At 61.3% G+C, this 16,040-nt stretch carries 15 protein-coding genes; 8 read left to right on the top strand and 7 right to left on the bottom strand.

Going from position 1 to position 16,040, the window contains the following annotated elements:
* The first annotated feature begins 55 nt into the window (after window positions 1–55).
* From GDN47_RS26690 to pncB, 5 genes are all read left to right on the top strand, one after another.
* Window positions 56–346, top strand: a complete 291-nt coding sequence (locus GDN47_RS26690; RefSeq protein WP_145633886.1) for a hypothetical protein — start codon at window positions 56–58, stop codon at window positions 344–346.
* Window positions 343–840: a type II toxin-antitoxin system VapC family toxin gene (locus GDN47_RS26685; protein ID WP_152094631.1), complete on the top strand. Its 498-nt coding sequence runs from the start codon at window positions 343–345 to the stop codon at window positions 838–840. The genes GDN47_RS26690 and GDN47_RS26685 overlap by 4 nt, the downstream gene beginning before the upstream one ends.
* Window positions 837–2,465 carry an ABC transporter ATP-binding protein gene (locus GDN47_RS26680; protein ID WP_152094630.1) on the top strand — a complete coding sequence of 543 codons (1,629 nt, stop codon included), beginning with the start codon at window positions 837–839 and terminating at the stop codon, window positions 2,463–2,465. Before GDN47_RS26685 ends, GDN47_RS26680 begins: the two co-directional genes overlap by 4 nt.
* 11 nt (window positions 2,466–2,476) lie before the next feature.
* Complete coding sequence (locus GDN47_RS26675) at window positions 2,477–3,436, top strand: 2-hydroxyacid dehydrogenase (RefSeq protein ID WP_152094629.1); 960 nt, start codon at window positions 2,477–2,479, stop codon at window positions 3,434–3,436.
* Between the two features lie 204 nt (window positions 3,437–3,640).
* Window positions 3,641–4,945, top strand: coding sequence for a nicotinate phosphoribosyltransferase (gene pncB, locus GDN47_RS26670; protein WP_095433592.1), 1,305 nt, complete (start codon window positions 3,641–3,643; stop codon window positions 4,943–4,945).
* A gap of 30 nt (window positions 4,946–4,975) precedes the next feature.
* On the opposite strand, the gene GDN47_RS26665 is transcribed toward pncB, so the two are convergent.
* On the bottom strand, window positions 4,976–5,947 hold the full coding sequence (locus GDN47_RS26665; protein WP_233790153.1) for a DUF1444 domain-containing protein: 972 nt from the start codon (window positions 5,945–5,947) through the stop codon (window positions 4,976–4,978).
* Window positions 5,948–6,113: 166 nt separating this feature from the next.
* Between GDN47_RS26665 and GDN47_RS26660 the strand changes: the two genes are divergently transcribed.
* Entirely contained in the window at window positions 6,114–8,300 is a 2,187-nt protein-coding gene (locus tag GDN47_RS26660) for a mechanosensitive ion channel family protein (RefSeq protein ID WP_152094627.1), read from the top strand.
* A 280-nt stretch (window positions 8,301–8,580) separates the two neighbouring features.
* Here the strand turns inward: GDN47_RS26660 and GDN47_RS26655 are convergent, their stop codons facing one another.
* Entirely contained in the window at window positions 8,581–9,768 is a 1,188-nt protein-coding gene (locus tag GDN47_RS26655) for an IS701 family transposase (RefSeq protein WP_113391341.1), read from the bottom strand.
* A gap of 65 nt (window positions 9,769–9,833) precedes the next feature.
* Window positions 9,834–10,901, bottom strand: a complete 1,068-nt coding sequence (locus GDN47_RS26650) for a LacI family DNA-binding transcriptional regulator (protein WP_152094626.1) — start codon at window positions 10,899–10,901, stop codon at window positions 9,834–9,836.
* A gap of 151 nt (window positions 10,902–11,052) precedes the next feature.
* Between GDN47_RS26650 and GDN47_RS26645 the strand changes: the two genes are divergently transcribed.
* A complete protein-coding gene (locus tag GDN47_RS26645; RefSeq protein ID WP_145323305.1) occupies window positions 11,053–11,340 on the top strand; it encodes a hypothetical protein in 288 nt (95 codons plus the stop codon).
* Between the two features lie 31 nt (window positions 11,341–11,371).
* On the opposite strand, the gene GDN47_RS26640 is transcribed toward GDN47_RS26645, so the two are convergent.
* From GDN47_RS26640 to GDN47_RS26625, 4 genes are all read right to left on the bottom strand, one after another.
* Window positions 11,372–12,100, bottom strand: coding sequence for an SDR family NAD(P)-dependent oxidoreductase (locus GDN47_RS26640; RefSeq protein WP_145323307.1), 729 nt, complete (start codon window positions 12,098–12,100; stop codon window positions 11,372–11,374).
* A complete protein-coding gene (locus GDN47_RS26635) occupies window positions 12,097–13,218 on the bottom strand; it encodes an alkene reductase (RefSeq protein ID WP_152094625.1) in 1,122 nt (373 codons plus the stop codon). The genes GDN47_RS26640 and GDN47_RS26635 overlap by 4 nt, the downstream gene beginning before the upstream one ends.
* A gap of 136 nt (window positions 13,219–13,354) precedes the next feature.
* Complete coding sequence (locus tag GDN47_RS26630; RefSeq protein ID WP_145323311.1) at window positions 13,355–14,161, bottom strand: alpha/beta fold hydrolase; 807 nt, start codon at window positions 14,159–14,161, stop codon at window positions 13,355–13,357.
* 84 nt (window positions 14,162–14,245) lie between these two features.
* Window positions 14,246–15,127: a LysR family transcriptional regulator gene (locus GDN47_RS26625; RefSeq protein WP_145633859.1), complete on the bottom strand. Its 882-nt coding sequence runs from the start codon at window positions 15,125–15,127 to the stop codon at window positions 14,246–14,248.
* 98 nt (window positions 15,128–15,225) lie between these two features.
* Between GDN47_RS26625 and GDN47_RS26620 the strand changes: the two genes are divergently transcribed.
* Window positions 15,226–15,975, top strand: a complete 750-nt coding sequence (locus tag GDN47_RS26620) for a sulfite exporter TauE/SafE family protein (protein ID WP_145323314.1) — start codon at window positions 15,226–15,228, stop codon at window positions 15,973–15,975.
* Window positions 15,976–16,040 lie beyond the last annotated feature (65 nt).

Raw genomic sequence — 16,040 nt, 5'->3', positions numbered from 1 at the left:
TGGTCAGCGCACAAGATAAACTGCAGTCGGCGACGACAGGCAATGGATGGATGCGATGAATAAGGTGGTACTGGAACATTATCCGGCGTCTAGGTTGCCGGACGATATTCGCGGCGATCTGCCCAAGGAAGCATTGGTGCGCGTTGTGGTGGAGGCGGAAGAGAAGTCTTCCACCGACAGCCGTTCGCCATTTGCTTCGCTCTCTCCGAAAAGTGCACAGTCCGCGAATCTCAAGGCTCTCTTACGGGATCGCAGGGCGCACCCCGATAGATACGCCGGAACTGCCACGACTGAAGAGATCGTTGCCCGTATTCGTGAACTGCGCGATGAGTGGGATGATAGATGACCGCACCACGGGGCATCTATTGGGACACGAACGTCGTTGTCGCGTTGATGGAGCAAAGCGGCATCGTTCACGATCTTCTCTGGGCCATCTTAGAGGTGATCGAGAAGAAACCCGTCTACGTCTCCACCAGCGCGCTGACCTTTGCCGAATTGAAGGTCAAACCGTTACAGCAGCAGAATTTCGAGCTTTTGAGAACCTATGAAGAATGGTCGTCGTCGCGTTCCTGGCTGGACATCTGGTCCATCACGCCGCCGATCCTTGATGGTGCGGCCTTGCTGCGGGCAACGCGTGGCGGTTTGAAATTGCCGGATGCGATCCACCTCGCTACCGCGCTTCATAGCCGTTGCACTCACTTCCTGACTGCGGACAAGGGCATCGGCGATATCACAGACCTTGTCCATCCTGTCTCGGGGCCGTTGGATATCACCCCTTTGACGATCCTTCGCCCCGATGAGCCCACTCTGACATCCCTCCTAAAAAGCATGGCCGAATGACCGAATCGCTGCTGTCAGTCCGCAATCTCTCCGTCGCCTTTCATCAGGGCGGGCAGACGTCGATCGCCGTCGATGGCGTCTCCTTCGATATCCGCAAGGGCGAGGTCGTGGCGCTGGTCGGCGAATCCGGCTCAGGCAAATCGGTCTCGGCCAATTCGATCTTGAAGCTCTTGCCCTATCCGGCTGCAAGCCACCCTTCCGGCGAGATCCTGTTCAAAGGCAGGGACCTGCTGAAGGCATCGGACAACGAGCTGCGCGCCGTGCGCGGCAACGACATCACCATGATCTTTCAGGAGCCGATGACCTCACTCAATCCGCTCCACACCATCGAGCGGCAGATCAGCGAGATCCTGGCGCTGCATCAGGGCATGGTGGGCGAGCCGGCCCGCAGCCGCACGCTGGAGCTCTTGAACCAGGTCGGCATCCGCGAACCGGAAAAGCGCCTAAAGGCCTATCCGCATGAGCTGTCGGGCGGCCAGCGCCAGCGCGTAATGATCGCCATGGCGCTTGCCAATCGTCCCGAACTCCTGATCGCCGACGAGCCGACGACGGCGCTCGACGTCACCGTGCAGGCACAGATCCTCGAACTGCTGCGCGAGCTCAAGGGTCAGCATGGCATGTCGATGTTGTTCATCACCCACGATCTCGGCATCGTCCGCAAGTTCGCCGACCGCGTCTGCGTGATGACCAAGGGCAAGATCGTTGAGACCGGCACGGTGGAGGATGTCTTCACGCGGCCGCAGCATGATTATACCCGCCATCTCCTCGCCGCTGAACCACGCGGTGAACCGCCCGCAAGCGATACGAACAAGCCCGTGGTCATGGAAGGCAACGATATTCGCGTCTGGTTCCCGATCAAGGCGGGCTTCATGCGCAAGGTTGTCGATCATGTGAAGGCGGTCGATGGCATCGATCTGAAGCTCCGCGCCGGCCAGACGCTCGGTGTCGTCGGCGAATCCGGCTCAGGCAAGACCACGCTCGGCCTCGCGCTCGCCCGGCTTATTTCCTCCAAGGGCCGTATCGCCTTTGTCGGCAAGGATATAGCCGGCTATTCGTTTCGCGAAATGCGGCCGCTGCGCAATCAGCTGCAGGTGGTCTTCCAGGATCCTTATGGATCGCTCAGCCCGCGCATGTCGGTCGGCGAGATCATTGCCGAGGGGCTCAAAGTGCATGAGCGGTCGCTTTCGGCCGATGAGCGCGACAAGCGCGTCTGCTGGGCACTGGAGGAGGTCGGCCTCGATCCGTCCACCCGCTGGCGTTTTCCGCACGAGTTCTCCGGCGGCCAGCGTCAGCGCATCGCCATCGCCCGGGCCATGGTGTTGAAGCCACGCTTCGTCATGCTCGACGAGCCCACCTCGGCGCTCGACATGAGCGTGCAGGCGCAGGTGGTCGATCTGTTGCGTGACCTGCAGCAGAAGCACGATCTCGCCTATCTCTTCATCAGCCACGACCTGAAGGTGGTGAAGGCGCTCGCCAACGAGCTGATCGTCATGCGCTTCGGCAAGGTCGTCGAGCAAGGCGCATCCGCCGATATTTTCCGGGCGCCGAAAGAGGATTACACCAGGGCGCTTCTCGCTGCCGCCTTCAACATCGAGGCGGTGTCAACCGCCGCCATCCAGCAATAGAGACCACCATCATGCCGGCCAAAAGCCCCGTTCTCGTCGACCTCAAATTCAACCCCGAGACCGTCGCCAGGGCACTCGAAACCGCTTTTGCCGATCGCGGCAGCATCAATCTCGCTGACCCCGCCAGCAAGGGGCTGGATCTGAGGCATGTCGACTACGCGCTGCTGTGGAAGCCGGATGCCGATCTTTTCGAGCGCGCCCCCAATCTGAAGGTCATCTTCTCGGGCGGCGCCGGTGTCGATTCCATGATGTCGATCGCTGGCCTGCCCGATATTCCGATGGTCCGTTTCGTCGATCGCAGTCTCACGACGCGGATGAGCGAATGGGTAGTCATGCAATGCCTGATGCATCTGCGCGATGTGCAGGGGCATTTCAGGAATCAGCGACAGCACGTCTGGGTGCCGCAGCATGGTCCGGAAGCCGCTGACGTTACCGTCGGCGTCATGGGCCTCGGCGTTCTCGGCTGCGATGCAGCCGCGAAATTGAAAGTTATGGGCTTCAACGTCATCGGCTGGTCCCGCAGCAGGAAAGAGATCGACGGCATGGAAACCTTCGATGCTGGCGGGCTCGATGCGTTTCTGGCGCGTACCGACATTCTCGTCGGTCTGCTGCCGCTGACCGCAGAGACGACAGGAATTTACAACGCTTCGCTCTTTTCCAAGCTGCATCGCAACGGCCCGCTCGGCAAGCCGGTCTTCATCAATGCCGGCCGCGGCAAGAGCCAGGTTGCGGCCGATATCGCTTTGGCTGTTCGCACCGGCGTCCTCGGCGGCGCCTCGCTCGATGTCTTCGCCGTCGAGCCTCTGGCTGCGGACGATCCGCTTTGGGACCTGGAAAATGTCATCATTACGCCGCATGATTCCGCCGTGTCTGACGAAAAGGCACTGATGCGCTACGTCGAAGAGCAGATCGCCCGCTTCGAACGCGGCGAACCGCTGCAGCATCTGGTAGATCGCGGTCGGGGTTACTAAGTCTATCTTCGGATGGCGGTGGTCGGGGCCTTATGCCGCGGCTGGCGCCGGCAAAATGCGACCCATTTGCCCTGGTATCAATTTTCTTTCAGCGACTGGACTTTCGCTCAACATTTTTTGATAACAGGGCGCTACAACCGCATGCCGGCACGCCGCTGGCGAAAAGCATGACGTCCGCAGGGCAGGAGACGGGGCAGGAACGACATGACCAAGACGGATATCGCCACCCGCGTCTATAACCATACCTGGAAGCTTGATCCGATCATCCGCAGCCTGATCGATACGGATTTCTATAAGCTCCTCATGCTGCAGATGATCTGGAAGCTCTATCCGGATGTCGATGCCACCTTCTCGCTTATCAATCGCACCAAGAGCGTTCGCCTCGCAGAAGTGATCGACGAGAAGGAATTGCGTGAGCAGCTCGACCATGCCCGCACGCTCCGCCTCTCCAAGAAGGAGATGATCTGGCTGGCGGGTAACAGTTTCTACGGCCGCGCCCAGATCTTCGAACCGGAATTCCTCGCCTGGCTGTCGAATTTCCAGCTGCCGGAATACGAGCTCTCGAAGCGCGACGGCCAATATATTCTTGACTTCCACGGCTCGTGGAAGGAAACGACGATGTGGGAGATCCCCGCGCTCGCCATCATCAACGAGCTTCGTTCGCGCTCGGCTCTAAAGGCGCTCGGCCCCTTCACGCTCGATGTGCTCTATGCCCGCGCCAAGGCCAAGATGTGGGAAAAGGTGGAGCGGCTGCGCGAGCTGCCCGGTTTGCGCATCTCCGATTTCGGGACGCGCCGCCGTCACAGCTTCCTCTGGCAGCGCTGGTGCGTCGAGGCATTGAAGGAAGGCGTGCCGCACGCATTCACCGGCACGAGCAACGTGCTGTTGGCCATGGATTCCGATCTCGAAGCCGTCGGCACCAATGCCCATGAGTTGCCGATGGTCGCCGCAGCACTTGCGAAAAATGATGAAGAGCTCGGAAAGGCACCCTACAAGGTGCTGCGTGACTGGAACCGCCTCTATGGCGGCAATCTGCTCGTCGTGCTGCCCGATGCCTTCGGCACGGCTTCCTTCCTGCGCAACGCACCGGAATGGGTGGCCGACTGGACCGGCTTCCGCCCCGACAGCGCCCCACCCATCGAAGGCGGCGAGAAGATCATCGACTGGTGGAAGAAGATGGGCCGCGATCCCCGCCAGAAGCTACTGATCTTCTCCGACGGCCTCGATGTCGATGCCATCATCGACACCTACAAGCATTTCGACGGTCGAGTCCGCATGAGTTTTGGTTGGGGCACCAACCTTACCAACGATTTCGCCGGCTGCGCGCCCACCGAACTCAAGGGCCTCAATCCTATTTCGATCGTCTGCAAGGTCATCGAGGCAAATGGCCGACCGGCCGTGAAACTTTCGGACAATCCTCAGAAGGCGACGGGCGAGCCTGCGGAAGTCGAGCGTTATCTGAAGTTCTTCGGTGCAGAGGATCGCGTCGATCAGGAAGTGCTGGTTTAAGGCGTTTTCCGTCCGCAATGCGTAAAAGGTCTAGTGGCGGATCGCCGCTTCCATCCGGGCGACACGGCGAAATAGCGTCCAGCGGCCATTTTCCCAGCGATATTGATCCGGCGAAATACCGTAGGGCACGTCGCTGAGATCGGCGCTGATCAGCTCCAGAAGCTGCAGGCCCTCGATATCGTTCTCATGCGTGAAGAACACCTTGTCGCGCGACAGGAAGGCGGCGATCGGCGCGGCGCCACCGGATTGCTCCTGCACCTGCGCCCAGAAATTCGGCAGGAACGCAATGCTGGACTCGAACTGGCCGTCCACCTCGACATATTGGAACCGGCTGCGTTTGGCGATTTGAACGCCGGTCTTAGCAAGGAATTTCTGCAGGTTGGCCTGTGCCGTTTCGGCGAGTTCTCGGACATCGATACCCCAGTCGTCGAGTGCTTCGGCCATCACGTAGTTGACCGTCGTCTCGCCGTTGACGACGAAGAGCTTGATCAGGTTTTCGGCCTCATCGAGGTAGACGAATTGCGGCGGATTGGGCTCGTCTTTGGCGGCCTGCATCATCTGCTGCCGCGCAACCTCGACGAAATCGCGCGCTTTCAGAACCGGCAGGACCTTGGCGAGCTCGCCGCTGTCGACCATGGCTTCCGTCATGTTGAGATAGTTGAGGAGCGCCTGCGCGCGTGCCGGCCCGCGCTTTTCGCGCAGCGCTAGCAGCGCATTGCTCAGGAATTTCGTCATCGTATCGCCGTTGCGGCTGTGCAGCGTCAGACTGCCGGCGGCAGCATCGTAATCGACGCGGATCAGATCTCCGAAGAACGGCAGGCGTTCCTGCAGATAGGCGGCAAAGGCTGCTTCATCCTGCAAGGCTTCGTCGGGAATGTTGAGATCGAGGGTTTTGGCAATGGCCGCGCTCTCGGGCTCCTGCATCGGATAGGGTTGGCCGGGGCGCATTTCCGCGCGCTTGCCTCTGCCGAAGAGCCTTTTCAGGAAATTGAACACGCGCATCCCCGAGTACCGAACGGTATTGCTGTAGAACCTAGCGCGGCAGCCGTTGCGGGGCAATGGCGGCATGATGGGGGTGGGGGCCGTAAGTGCCTGCTTGCCCGTACAAAAAACGCGTATAGTCTGCAGGAGCGGGCCGAATGGTCAGATTGCGGGAAGGGCAGCGCAGATGAGAAATGTCGGGGGCGGCAGGTGGACGATCGGAGGCCTGTTTTTTTGTCTTTTTGCATTGGCTGCACCTGTGACTGCGTTCGCGCAGAATGCCGCTGCCCCACAGCCGGCCGCCCCGCCGCCCGACAAGGTTCGCGAGCTGATCCAGCTGATGAACGAGCCGGATGTCAGGCAATGGCTTACTGCGCAGCTCAATAGTCAACCGACACCCGCCAGCGATAAACCCGCAACCATCAGCGATCCGACGCCGACCGACGGCAATCAGATGTCGGTTCTATCAGGCATGCTCGGCCATACGCGGCATCACCTTGAGCTAGTCTCCGGCGCTGCGATGACGTTGCCCTACGAGGTCATGACCGCATCGGAAAAGCTGGAAGGCGAAGGCAAGTCGGTCGGCCTCGTACGCATCATCATTCAGATTGTCCTACTCTTCTTCCTGGGGTTGGCGGCCGAACTCGCCGTTGCACGCTTCATCAACACCAGGCATATGCAGCGCACCGAGAGGGCTGCCGGTACAGAGACGGAATTGCAGGCAGCGCGCTTCCAGTTTCTGGGCGGCGTCGTGCCCGCCATCATCCATGGCCTGGTGACGCTCGTTCCGCTTCTTGCCTTCGATTGGCCGCCAGCTATTGAAAATTTTGCCATCGCTTGCGTCATTGCGATGGTGTCGATCAGGCTGGCGATCTCCATCGGCAAGCTTGTCATGGAATTGATAGCGATGCGTCGCGCCAACGACGTTCTGGATGAGGACGGCGGTGCCGCCCGCATCGCCGAACGGCGGCGCGTCGCATCCTATTGGTATCGACGCTGCACGCTGTTTGCTATCTATTTTGCCTGCGGCTGGGCGATCATACAGGCCGTCACGTCGCTGGACTTTTCTGTCGGGGCGCGCGACCTCATCGGCTACACCCTCGGCATCGGTCTGTTTCTGATCGCTACGGCTGCCGTGTGGTCGAGGCCGCTTCCGCCGGAAAAGCGTGGAGCGAAGACGATTTCCTGGCTGCTGACGATTTTCTTCGCGGCGCTATGGTGTCTCTGGGTGGCCGGTTTCGATGGCCTTTTGTGGCTCGGCATCTATGCGATATTGCTGCCGCGCGTCCTCTCGGTATCGACGAAGGCGATCGAAGCCTTGCATGATGCCGCCGACGGCATCTTCGGTACCGGCAAGATCGCGGCCGTGTTGCTCGACCGCGGCTTGCGCGCGCTGATCATTACCTTTGCGGCTTTATGGCTCGGCCACATGCTGGGGGTCGAGGCGCATGCGATGATGAGTGGCAGCGAATCGAATGTCGGCCGCATCGCTCGCGGCATTCTGGGCGGCATCATTATCCTCCTGGTTGCCGATCTCGTCTGGCAGTTGGCAAAAACCTATATCGACGGCAAAGTCATGCAATCCCTGCCGGCCGCCGGCGAATCGGATGAGATGAGGGCGAGCCGCGCCCGGCTGCAGACGCTGCTTCCGATCTTCCGCAACATTCTTGCCGTCGTCATCGGCATCATTGCGGTCATGATGGTGCTGTCGGGCCTTGGCGTTCAGATCGGGCCGCTGATCGCCGGCGCCGGCGTTGTCGGCGTCGCGGTAGGCTTCGGCGCACAGACCATCGTCAAGGATGTCATCAGCGGCATCTTCTACCTCTGGGACGATGCCTTCCGCATCGGCGAATATATCGAAAGCGGCCATTACAAGGGCGTGGTGGAATCCTTCAGCCTGCGTTCGGTCAAGCTGCGTCACCAGCGCGGCCCGCTGGCGACGATCCCCTTCGGTTCGCTCGGTGCGGTTAACAACATGAACCGCGACTGGGCAATCGATAAGATCATCGTCAAGGTGACCTACGATACGGATCTCGTGAAACTGAAGCGCATTATCAAGGACATCGGCCAGCGCCTGCTCGACGACGAGGAGCTGAAACCGAGCATCATCCAGACGCTGAAGATGAAGGGCGTCGAGCAGTTCGGCGATTTCGCGATCGAGATCAGGCTGGCCATCACCGCCAAGCCCGACGAGCTCTCCGTCATCCGCCGCAGCGCGCTGGCTTTGATCAAGCAGTCCTTCGACGAGAACGGCATCCAGTTCGCCTTCCCCACCGTGCAGGTGGCAAGCGACAAGGACGCCGCTGTCGCCGCTGCCCGGCAGCTCATCGAGATGCGGGCTGCAAACGTGGATGGCGCGCAGCAGGCGAGCTAGAGCATTTCCGGCAAAAGTGCGAAGCGGTTTTGCGTCCGGAATTGCGTGAAAACAAAGAGATAGAGCGGTTCAGAGATTCCGTGAAAAGCTGAACCGCTCTAGTGCTACAGTTGTAAATGGCCTCGTTTTCTGTAGTGGGCGAGCATAGCCTGCGCCTGATGGGTTCGTCGCCAGAGAGACCAGGCGAGAATGAAGGCCCGTTTTGCGGGCTTTCGCATGATCAGCCGAGCGATGAGTGTGCGGATTTCGGCGATGGTGGGGATGAGGCTGAGCTTGCGCGTCAGGCAGCGATTGGCGGATTTGGACTCGTTTCGTTCGGTTTGCCGCAGGCCGAGCGGCGTAGATCGGCGCCGAGCTTGGCGAGGAAGGCAGCGGCCGCCATGACGAGCGTCATGTGGCGATGCCAGCCATGCCAGGAGCGCGCCTCGCAATGGTCAAGGCCGAGATCGTCCTTGGCGCGCTGGAAGCATTCCTCGATCGTCCAGCGCAATCCTGCCGCCCCGGCCAGTTCCGGAAGCGTAGCCTCGGCGGGCGCAAAGACCAGATAGTAGCTGAGGGCGCGCGGATCCGTTCGGCTTTTGCGGATGAGGACATAGCGGGCATAGCCTTCCTCGACGACATAAGGCAGGGCAATCCGGGCCCAGTCGTAGAGACGCAATCCCTTGGCGCCTTCGCCGGCCGGACAGGCGGCCCAGGCCGCAGCGGGCAGTTCCTCGGCCATCTCTTTCGGGTCCGTCTGCAGCAACCCCTGATCGGTCAGCATTCGCAAGGTATGGTTGGAGCGCACCGCGAGCACATAAGGCTGTCGGCGCTCCTCAAGCATGCGGCGCGTCTGGTAATCCCCGCCATAGGCCGCATCGGCCAGAACCCAGGCGCATGGCACGCCGCGATCAAGCGCTTCAGCCAGCATGGCGCGTGCCATTGCTGGCTTAGTCAAGAACTCCGTCTCCTGTGGAATCCCGGCCGCCTTGCGCCGCGCCTGGTCTTTCGCCCAGGCCTCCGGCAGATAGAGCCGCCGGTCGATCAGCGTCTGGCCAAAGCGGCTGGCATAGGCGACAAACACGCCGATCTGGCAGCTCTCGATGCGGCCGGCGGTGCCTGAATATTGCCGCGCCACCCCGACCGAATGGGTGCCTTTCTTCAAAAAACCGGTTTCGTCCACCACCAGCACCCCCGATCGATCGCCGAGCGCCTCCATGGCGTAGTCGCAAACGATGTCGCGCAACCGGTCCGCATCCCATTGCGAGCGCCCCAGCAGTGCCTGGATCCGCCACGGGCGCCCAAGGCCGGCCTGCTCGGAAAGAAGCCAGCCGGTCTTGCGCTCAATCCCCGATAAAAGCCCGTCGATAAACGCCCCGCAGCCCTCTCGCGCTTCAGAACGGCGGAACACCACGCCGAGACGCGCCTTCAGCGCCGACAGTTCCCCTTCCCAGGAAATCCCCGAACCCGACCATTCCGAAACCGACATGCCGCATCTCCTTCAAGAAATCCCTTGAAGAGAATCATGATTTGATTTCATTTACAACTGTAGTACTAGATTCGGTCGGGTCTCGGCGCTGCCGTGCTGCCGCGTACGATCAGCGTGACGCCGATCATCTCGCGCTCTGCGGGTACGGCATCGTGGAGAACGGCCTGCACCGCGCGTTCCGCGATCTCGGCAAAGGGCTGGGCCATCGTCGTCAGGCCCGGCTCCACCATGCCGCCTTCGGGCACGCCATCGAAGCCGATGACGGAGACGTCTTGCGGTACTGAGAGGCCCCGTGCCCGCAGCCAATTGATCGCCAGAAGCGCGATATTGTCGGACATGGCAAGGATCGCCGTCGGCGGTTCCTGCGCGGAAAATAGGTAGTCAAGCCCGGCTTCGACGCTTGGCTTGTCGTTGAGCGTCTCAAAGATCGGCACGTTTTCGCGCCCAATTCCGAAGGCTTCGAGTGCCTGCCAATAGCCGAGTGCGCGATCGCGCGAGGTGGAATACATCGCCCGCCCGATCCCGGCGATGCTGACCGGCCCGACATGATCGTCCGAAAGCTCGGTCGCGAGCACGCCGAAACGCCTGTGGCCGAGTTCCGCCAGATGCCGGGCCGCAACGGCCGCACCACCAAGATTGTCGACACTGATCGAGGGGATCGACGCATCTTCGTCATTCAGAGCGAGGGCGACGAAGGGCAATTGCCGCTCGCGCGTCAACTGAACCAGCTTTTCGCCGCCTTCCACGCAGAGCAGAATGAAGCCGTCGACCAACGCGCTCTTGATGTTCCAGTCGAGCTTGTGCCGATCCTTGGCCGAGACCAGGGCGAGACCTGTGCCGCTGGCATCGCAGACCTGGGACACAGCGGCCAGGAGCGCCCTGGCCCAGGGATCGTTGAAGAAATAGGAAAGCGGCTCGACGACGGCGACGCCAATGGCATTGACCTTTCCGGCCCGCAGCAGCCGGCCCGTCAGGCTCGGCCCGGCATAGCCAAGCCGCTTGGCCGTCTCGAGCACATGCTCGCGCACTTCTTCGCGCACCACTTCGGGCCGGCTGAAAACATTGGAGGCGGTTCCCTGCGATACGCCTGCTGCCTTGGCGACGTCCGCGAGCCTGATGGTGCCTTTGGCCAATGAAATCCTCCAATTGTTTCTGGCGGATACTAGCAATGAAGTTGTATCGGTTCAATTCTTCTTGACAGCGGATTTTTGAAGCGTAGGATTGAACCGATTCAAGAAAGTCGCGTAACCTGGAATTGAATCGATTCAAAATAAGGACAAACCAGTGCTGACCAATTATCTCTTCAAGGATCTCTATGATGAACGATGGGGTGATCCCTGCAATCCGAATGCCGTCGATCCGCCTTCAGAACGTGGAGGCGGGGCTGACAAACAGAGCGTGCTGAGCCGGCTGGCGCAGTTCTTCCGCGGCCGGAAGCGACCATCGGCGTGGTCCTTCACGATTCCGAGCGAGATATCGGCCGCGGAGAGCGAAGCAGAGATCCAGCATCGCACCGGGTTAGAAGACCCGAAATTCCTGGCCATCGCTAAAGCCCTGTCGCGGAATTGCTAGAGCAACGCCATGAGTTGCTCCGACGGCGGCCTCAGAAGTTTTCCTTGTAAGGACGCAGATCGAGTTCCTGTGTCCAGGCAGAAGGATGCTGCCGGTGAATATGCCAGTAGCTCTCGGCAATGGCATCGATGTTCAGCAGCCCATCGGCATCCGCATCCGGCCGGCGCGAACGTAGCCGCTCGCCGTCTATGCCGCCATCGATGATGGTGTGGGCGACATGAAGGCCGAGCGGTCCGAATTCCCGCGCCATGCTCTGGCTGATCATTCGAAGACCGGCTTTGGCAGCGGCGAACTGGGCGAAACCCGCCTTGCCGCGCAGGCTCGCGGAGGCGCCGGTGAAGATCACGGTGCCGCGGCCGAGCGGCGCCAGATGCCGCGCGGCCTCACGGCCGACGAGGAAGCCGCCAAAGCAGCAGACACGCCAGAATTCCTCGAACTGAGCGGCCGTCAGATTACGAAAACCGATCTGGCGATTGATGCCGGCGTTGAAGACGACGAAGTCAGGCGCGGCAATATCGTCTCGAGCGGTAAAGGCATGATCGAACAGCCGGATGACCGCAGCTTCATCCGTGGCGTCCGTTTCGATCGCCTCGGCACTGCCGCCGGACGCCTGGATGGCAGCCGCCACCTGATCGATCTTTGCCGCCGTCCGGCCGGCAATGACGACATGATAGCCCTTGTCCGCGAGAAGCCGGCAGAGCGCCGCCCCCAGCCCCTGTTCGGCTCCTACTCCGACGATGATAGCGCTCGGCGTGCTCATTCGGCGGCCTCCCTGGCATCCAGCGTCGGATAATCGGTGTAACCCTCGGCGCCGCCGCCGTAGAAGGTCGGGCGATGATAAGGATTGAGCGGGGCACCGAGGCGAATGCGCTCCGGCAGGTCGGGATTGGCGATGAAGAGACGACCGAAGGCGATGGCATCGGCATGGCCGGCGGCAAGTGCTGCCTCGGCAGTATCCGGCCGGAAATTGCCCGCGGCGATCAGCTTGCCGGACCAGGCGGGTCGAAAGAGTTCCGCAGCCGAGGGCACATTCTTGTGGTCTACTTCGGCTTGGCCGGCACCACTGGCGCGCGGCTCAATCAGATGCAGATAGGCGAGGTTGAGGCGGTCCAGTTCGCGAATGACATGGCCGTAGAGGCGCAATGGATCGTCCTCGCCGCTGTCATTGGCGATGCCGAAGGGCGAAAGGCGCACACCGACGCGATCCGAACCCCAAACTTCGGACACCGCCTCGACCACCTCAAGCAGCAGCCGCGTACGATTCTCGATCGAGCCGCCATATTGGTCAGTGCGCTGGTTGGTGCGGGCCTGCAGGAACTGTTCGATCAGATAGCCATTGGCGCCATGAATCTCGACGCCATCAAAGCCCGCCTGCTTGGCATTGGCGGCAGCCTGGGCGTAGACGTCGATCAAAAGCGGCATCAGGTCGATATCGATCGCCTGCGGCGTCTCGAAGGGAACGCGCTCGAAGGAAGCGGTAAACGCATCACCCTTGGCGCCAATGGCTGAAGGAGCGATCGGCGCCGCTCCGCCCGGCTGGTGTGAGGAATGGGAGATGCGGCCGACATGCCAGAGCTGCAGGAAGATCTTGCCGCCCTTGCAATGAACCGCATCCGTCACGGCCCTCCAGCCGGCGATTTGTTCGGCCGTGTGGATGCCCGGCGTTGCCGGCATGCCCTGACCTGTTCGGGAAATCTGCGACCCTTCGGAAATGATGAGCCCGCCCTCGCTGGCGCGCTGGGCGTAATATTCGGCATTCAATGCCGAAGGCACATTGCCCGGCTGGCTCGCCCGCATGCGGGTCAGCGGCGCCATGACGACGCGATGCGCAAATTCATAAGGGCCAATGGAAAGAGGCGAAAACAAAGTGGCTGTCATAAAATTCTCCTGCCTGGAGCCAAAATTGCTCCCCGGGGCGGAAGGGCCTGTCAGCGGCGATTCGGTCTCGGGAGTTCGAATAAGATGATGATCATCATTTATCCGAACGATCGGACGTGCGCAACTGAATCTGCCGTCAGGCTGAAATCGTTGCAAGAAAGCCGAGCAGGGCGGCGTTGAACTGCGCCGGACGCTGCAAGGGGGCAAAATGGCTGACGCCGGGCAGAAGGATCAGCTTCGCGCCTGGAATGTGCCGCACGAGATAATCGGCATGCTCCCGCTTAATGAACTCGTCATGCTCGCTTTGCACGATGGCGACAGGCACATTGATCTCCGTGAGATCTTTGACCGTGTAGTTCGGCTCGGTCCGCTGCATCAGGCCAACCGCTTCGACGAAAGCATCGAACTCGCTGGGTGTGGCGGAGAGGGCGGCATAATCCTTCGTATGGCGGGAGAAGCAGCGCTCAATGATCGGCGTCGCCACGAATTCCTTGGTACCGCTCGGGTCCATGTTGCAGGCAAAGAAGAAGACACCGGAAACGCGTTCCGGATGGGTTTTTCCAAGCACCATGCCGATACAGGCGCCGTCGCTCCATCCGGCGATTGCCGCCTTGTCGATCTTCAGCCTGTCCATGACGGCGAGAACGTCTGTGGCCATGAGCTCGTAGGTATAAGGCCGCTCGTCGCGTGTGCTGCGGCCATGGCCGCGGCTGTCGATGACGATAGGCTGATGGCCAGCGTCGAAGAGCGCGGGTACTTGGTAGCCCCAATTGCCGCTGTTTCCGAGCCCGCCATGCAGGAGGATCACCGGAGCGCCGCTGCCGTAGGACGCATACCAGATACGCGCGCCATCATGATCGACATGGCCTTCCACCTCGGTATGCGGCAAGGGAGCGGCCCCTTCGGCTTCGAAGCGGTGAAGCTCGTCGTCGTGAAATTCCATACCGACCTCCCATTGCGCCGTCTCTCCCCGACAGCCACGTGGCGAGACTAGTCGATCCCAACGCGTCTTTTCAACAGGCTACGGTCATATCGTTGCCAGATGCTCGAAAAGATCGCGGGCCGGCGACGGAAGCTCTTCGAGGGAGCGTGCGCAGAGTGAAAGCCGGCGCGTTGCCCATGGGTCGGTGAGGCGGAGGGCTGCAATTTTCGCGGATCGGCTGCAGCGACGCGCCGCCGTTTCGGGCACGATGCCGAGGCCGATGCCCTGGCCGGCCATGTGGCAGATGGCTTCAAATGTCCGCATCCGCACCCGCATTTTCAACCGGCTGCCGAGTCGGGCCGCCTGCGCGTCGATGTGATCCTGCAGCGCTCCGCCGGCAAGTCCGACGAAATGCTCATGCAGGATCTCCGTGAAAGCGATCTGCTTTGCCGCTGCCAGCGCATGATCGCTAGATATCACCACCACCAGCCGGTCGATCGCGAAGGGTCGCAATGTCAGGCCGGAGGTATCGGCCGCGTCCGACAGGATACCGATCTCGGCCAGCCCGGCCGAAACGGCCCGGGCGATCTCGATGCTCTGGCGCTCCTTGAGATCGATGTCCGTTCGCGGGTTTCTGGCCATCCATTCGGCAAGGCGCGGCGGCAGGTATTCGACAATCGCCGCGGTGTTGGCGAGAAGCCGGACGGTTGCGCGCAGGCCGCTTGCGTGCTCGCCAAGCTCGCCGCGCATTTGCGTGAGCTGCCGCTGGATCAACCGGGCATGATGGGCCAATGCCTCACCGGCGGGCGTCGGACTCACGCCGCGTCGCCCGCGCTCCAGAAGCCGTACGCCGCCATTTGCCTCCATGTCACGCAGCCGCTCGCTGGCGGCCGGCAACGAAAGCCCGATATCGGCGGCTCCATGCGTGATGCTGCCGGCATCGACGACGGCGAGGAAAAGGCGAAGGTCGGTCAGATCGAAGCGCATGACGTGCAGATTACCGCATGTCCAGTCTTCGGAATAGCCGAAGGCTGGCTTCGCATCATCCGCATTGTGCCAGTCTTTGTCTCTGCTACTGAAAGGGAATGATGGATCATTCGATATGGCTTCTCGCGGCGATCTTCGCGACCTTCTTCATCGCCGGCATGGTCAAGGGCGTCACCGGCATGGGGCTACCGACCGTGGCGATGGGCGTGCTGGGCACACTCATCTCGCCGCTAACGGCAGCGAGCCTCCTGATCGTGCCCTCCTTCGTCACCAATGTCTGGCAGCTTCTAGCCGGTCCGAGCTTCGGTGTGCTTGCGCGTCGTTTCTCTCCGCTGGTCAGCACCATCATCGTCGGAACCTTCGCCGGCTCATATCTGCTCGCCGCTGGCGATACGCATATGACCTCGGCAGCACTGGGAGCGGCCCTCCTTCTTTATGCTGGTTACGCCTTGCTTGCCCGCCAGCTTCGCGTGCCGCAGACACTGGAACCGCTGCTATCGCCGGTCATCGGCATGGTCACAGGCCTCTTGACGGGCGCGACCGGCGTTTTCGTCGTGCCAGCCGTGCCCTACCTGCAGGCGCTCGGGCTGGAGAAGGAAGTTCTGGTCCAGGCGCTCGGCCTCTCCTTCACTGTCTCCACCGTGGCATTGGCCGCCGCGCTTGCCTGGCACGGCGCATTCCATGTCGACAATCTCGCACTCTCCACCCTGGCGATCGCCCCGGCGCTTGCCGGTATGTGGGCCGGCCAGGTCATCCGCAATCGCGTCAGCCCGGCCACTTTCCGCCGCGGGTTTCTGGTCTGCCTTCTGCTGCTTGGCGCCGAGATGATCGTCAAAGCCGCTTTTTGAGGCGGTCTCATATTGCTGGGTTGCCCTGCAGGTACCCATATGCTTCCGAGTTTGTTTCAAGGTAA

The organism is Martinezella dioscoreae, from assembly GCF_009176305.1.
Classification (GTDB): domain Bacteria; phylum Pseudomonadota; class Alphaproteobacteria; order Rhizobiales; family Rhizobiaceae; genus Rhizobium; species Rhizobium dioscoreae.
The sequence above is the reverse complement of the archived record's forward strand: the minus strand, read 5'-3'. Positions and strand labels throughout refer to the sequence as shown.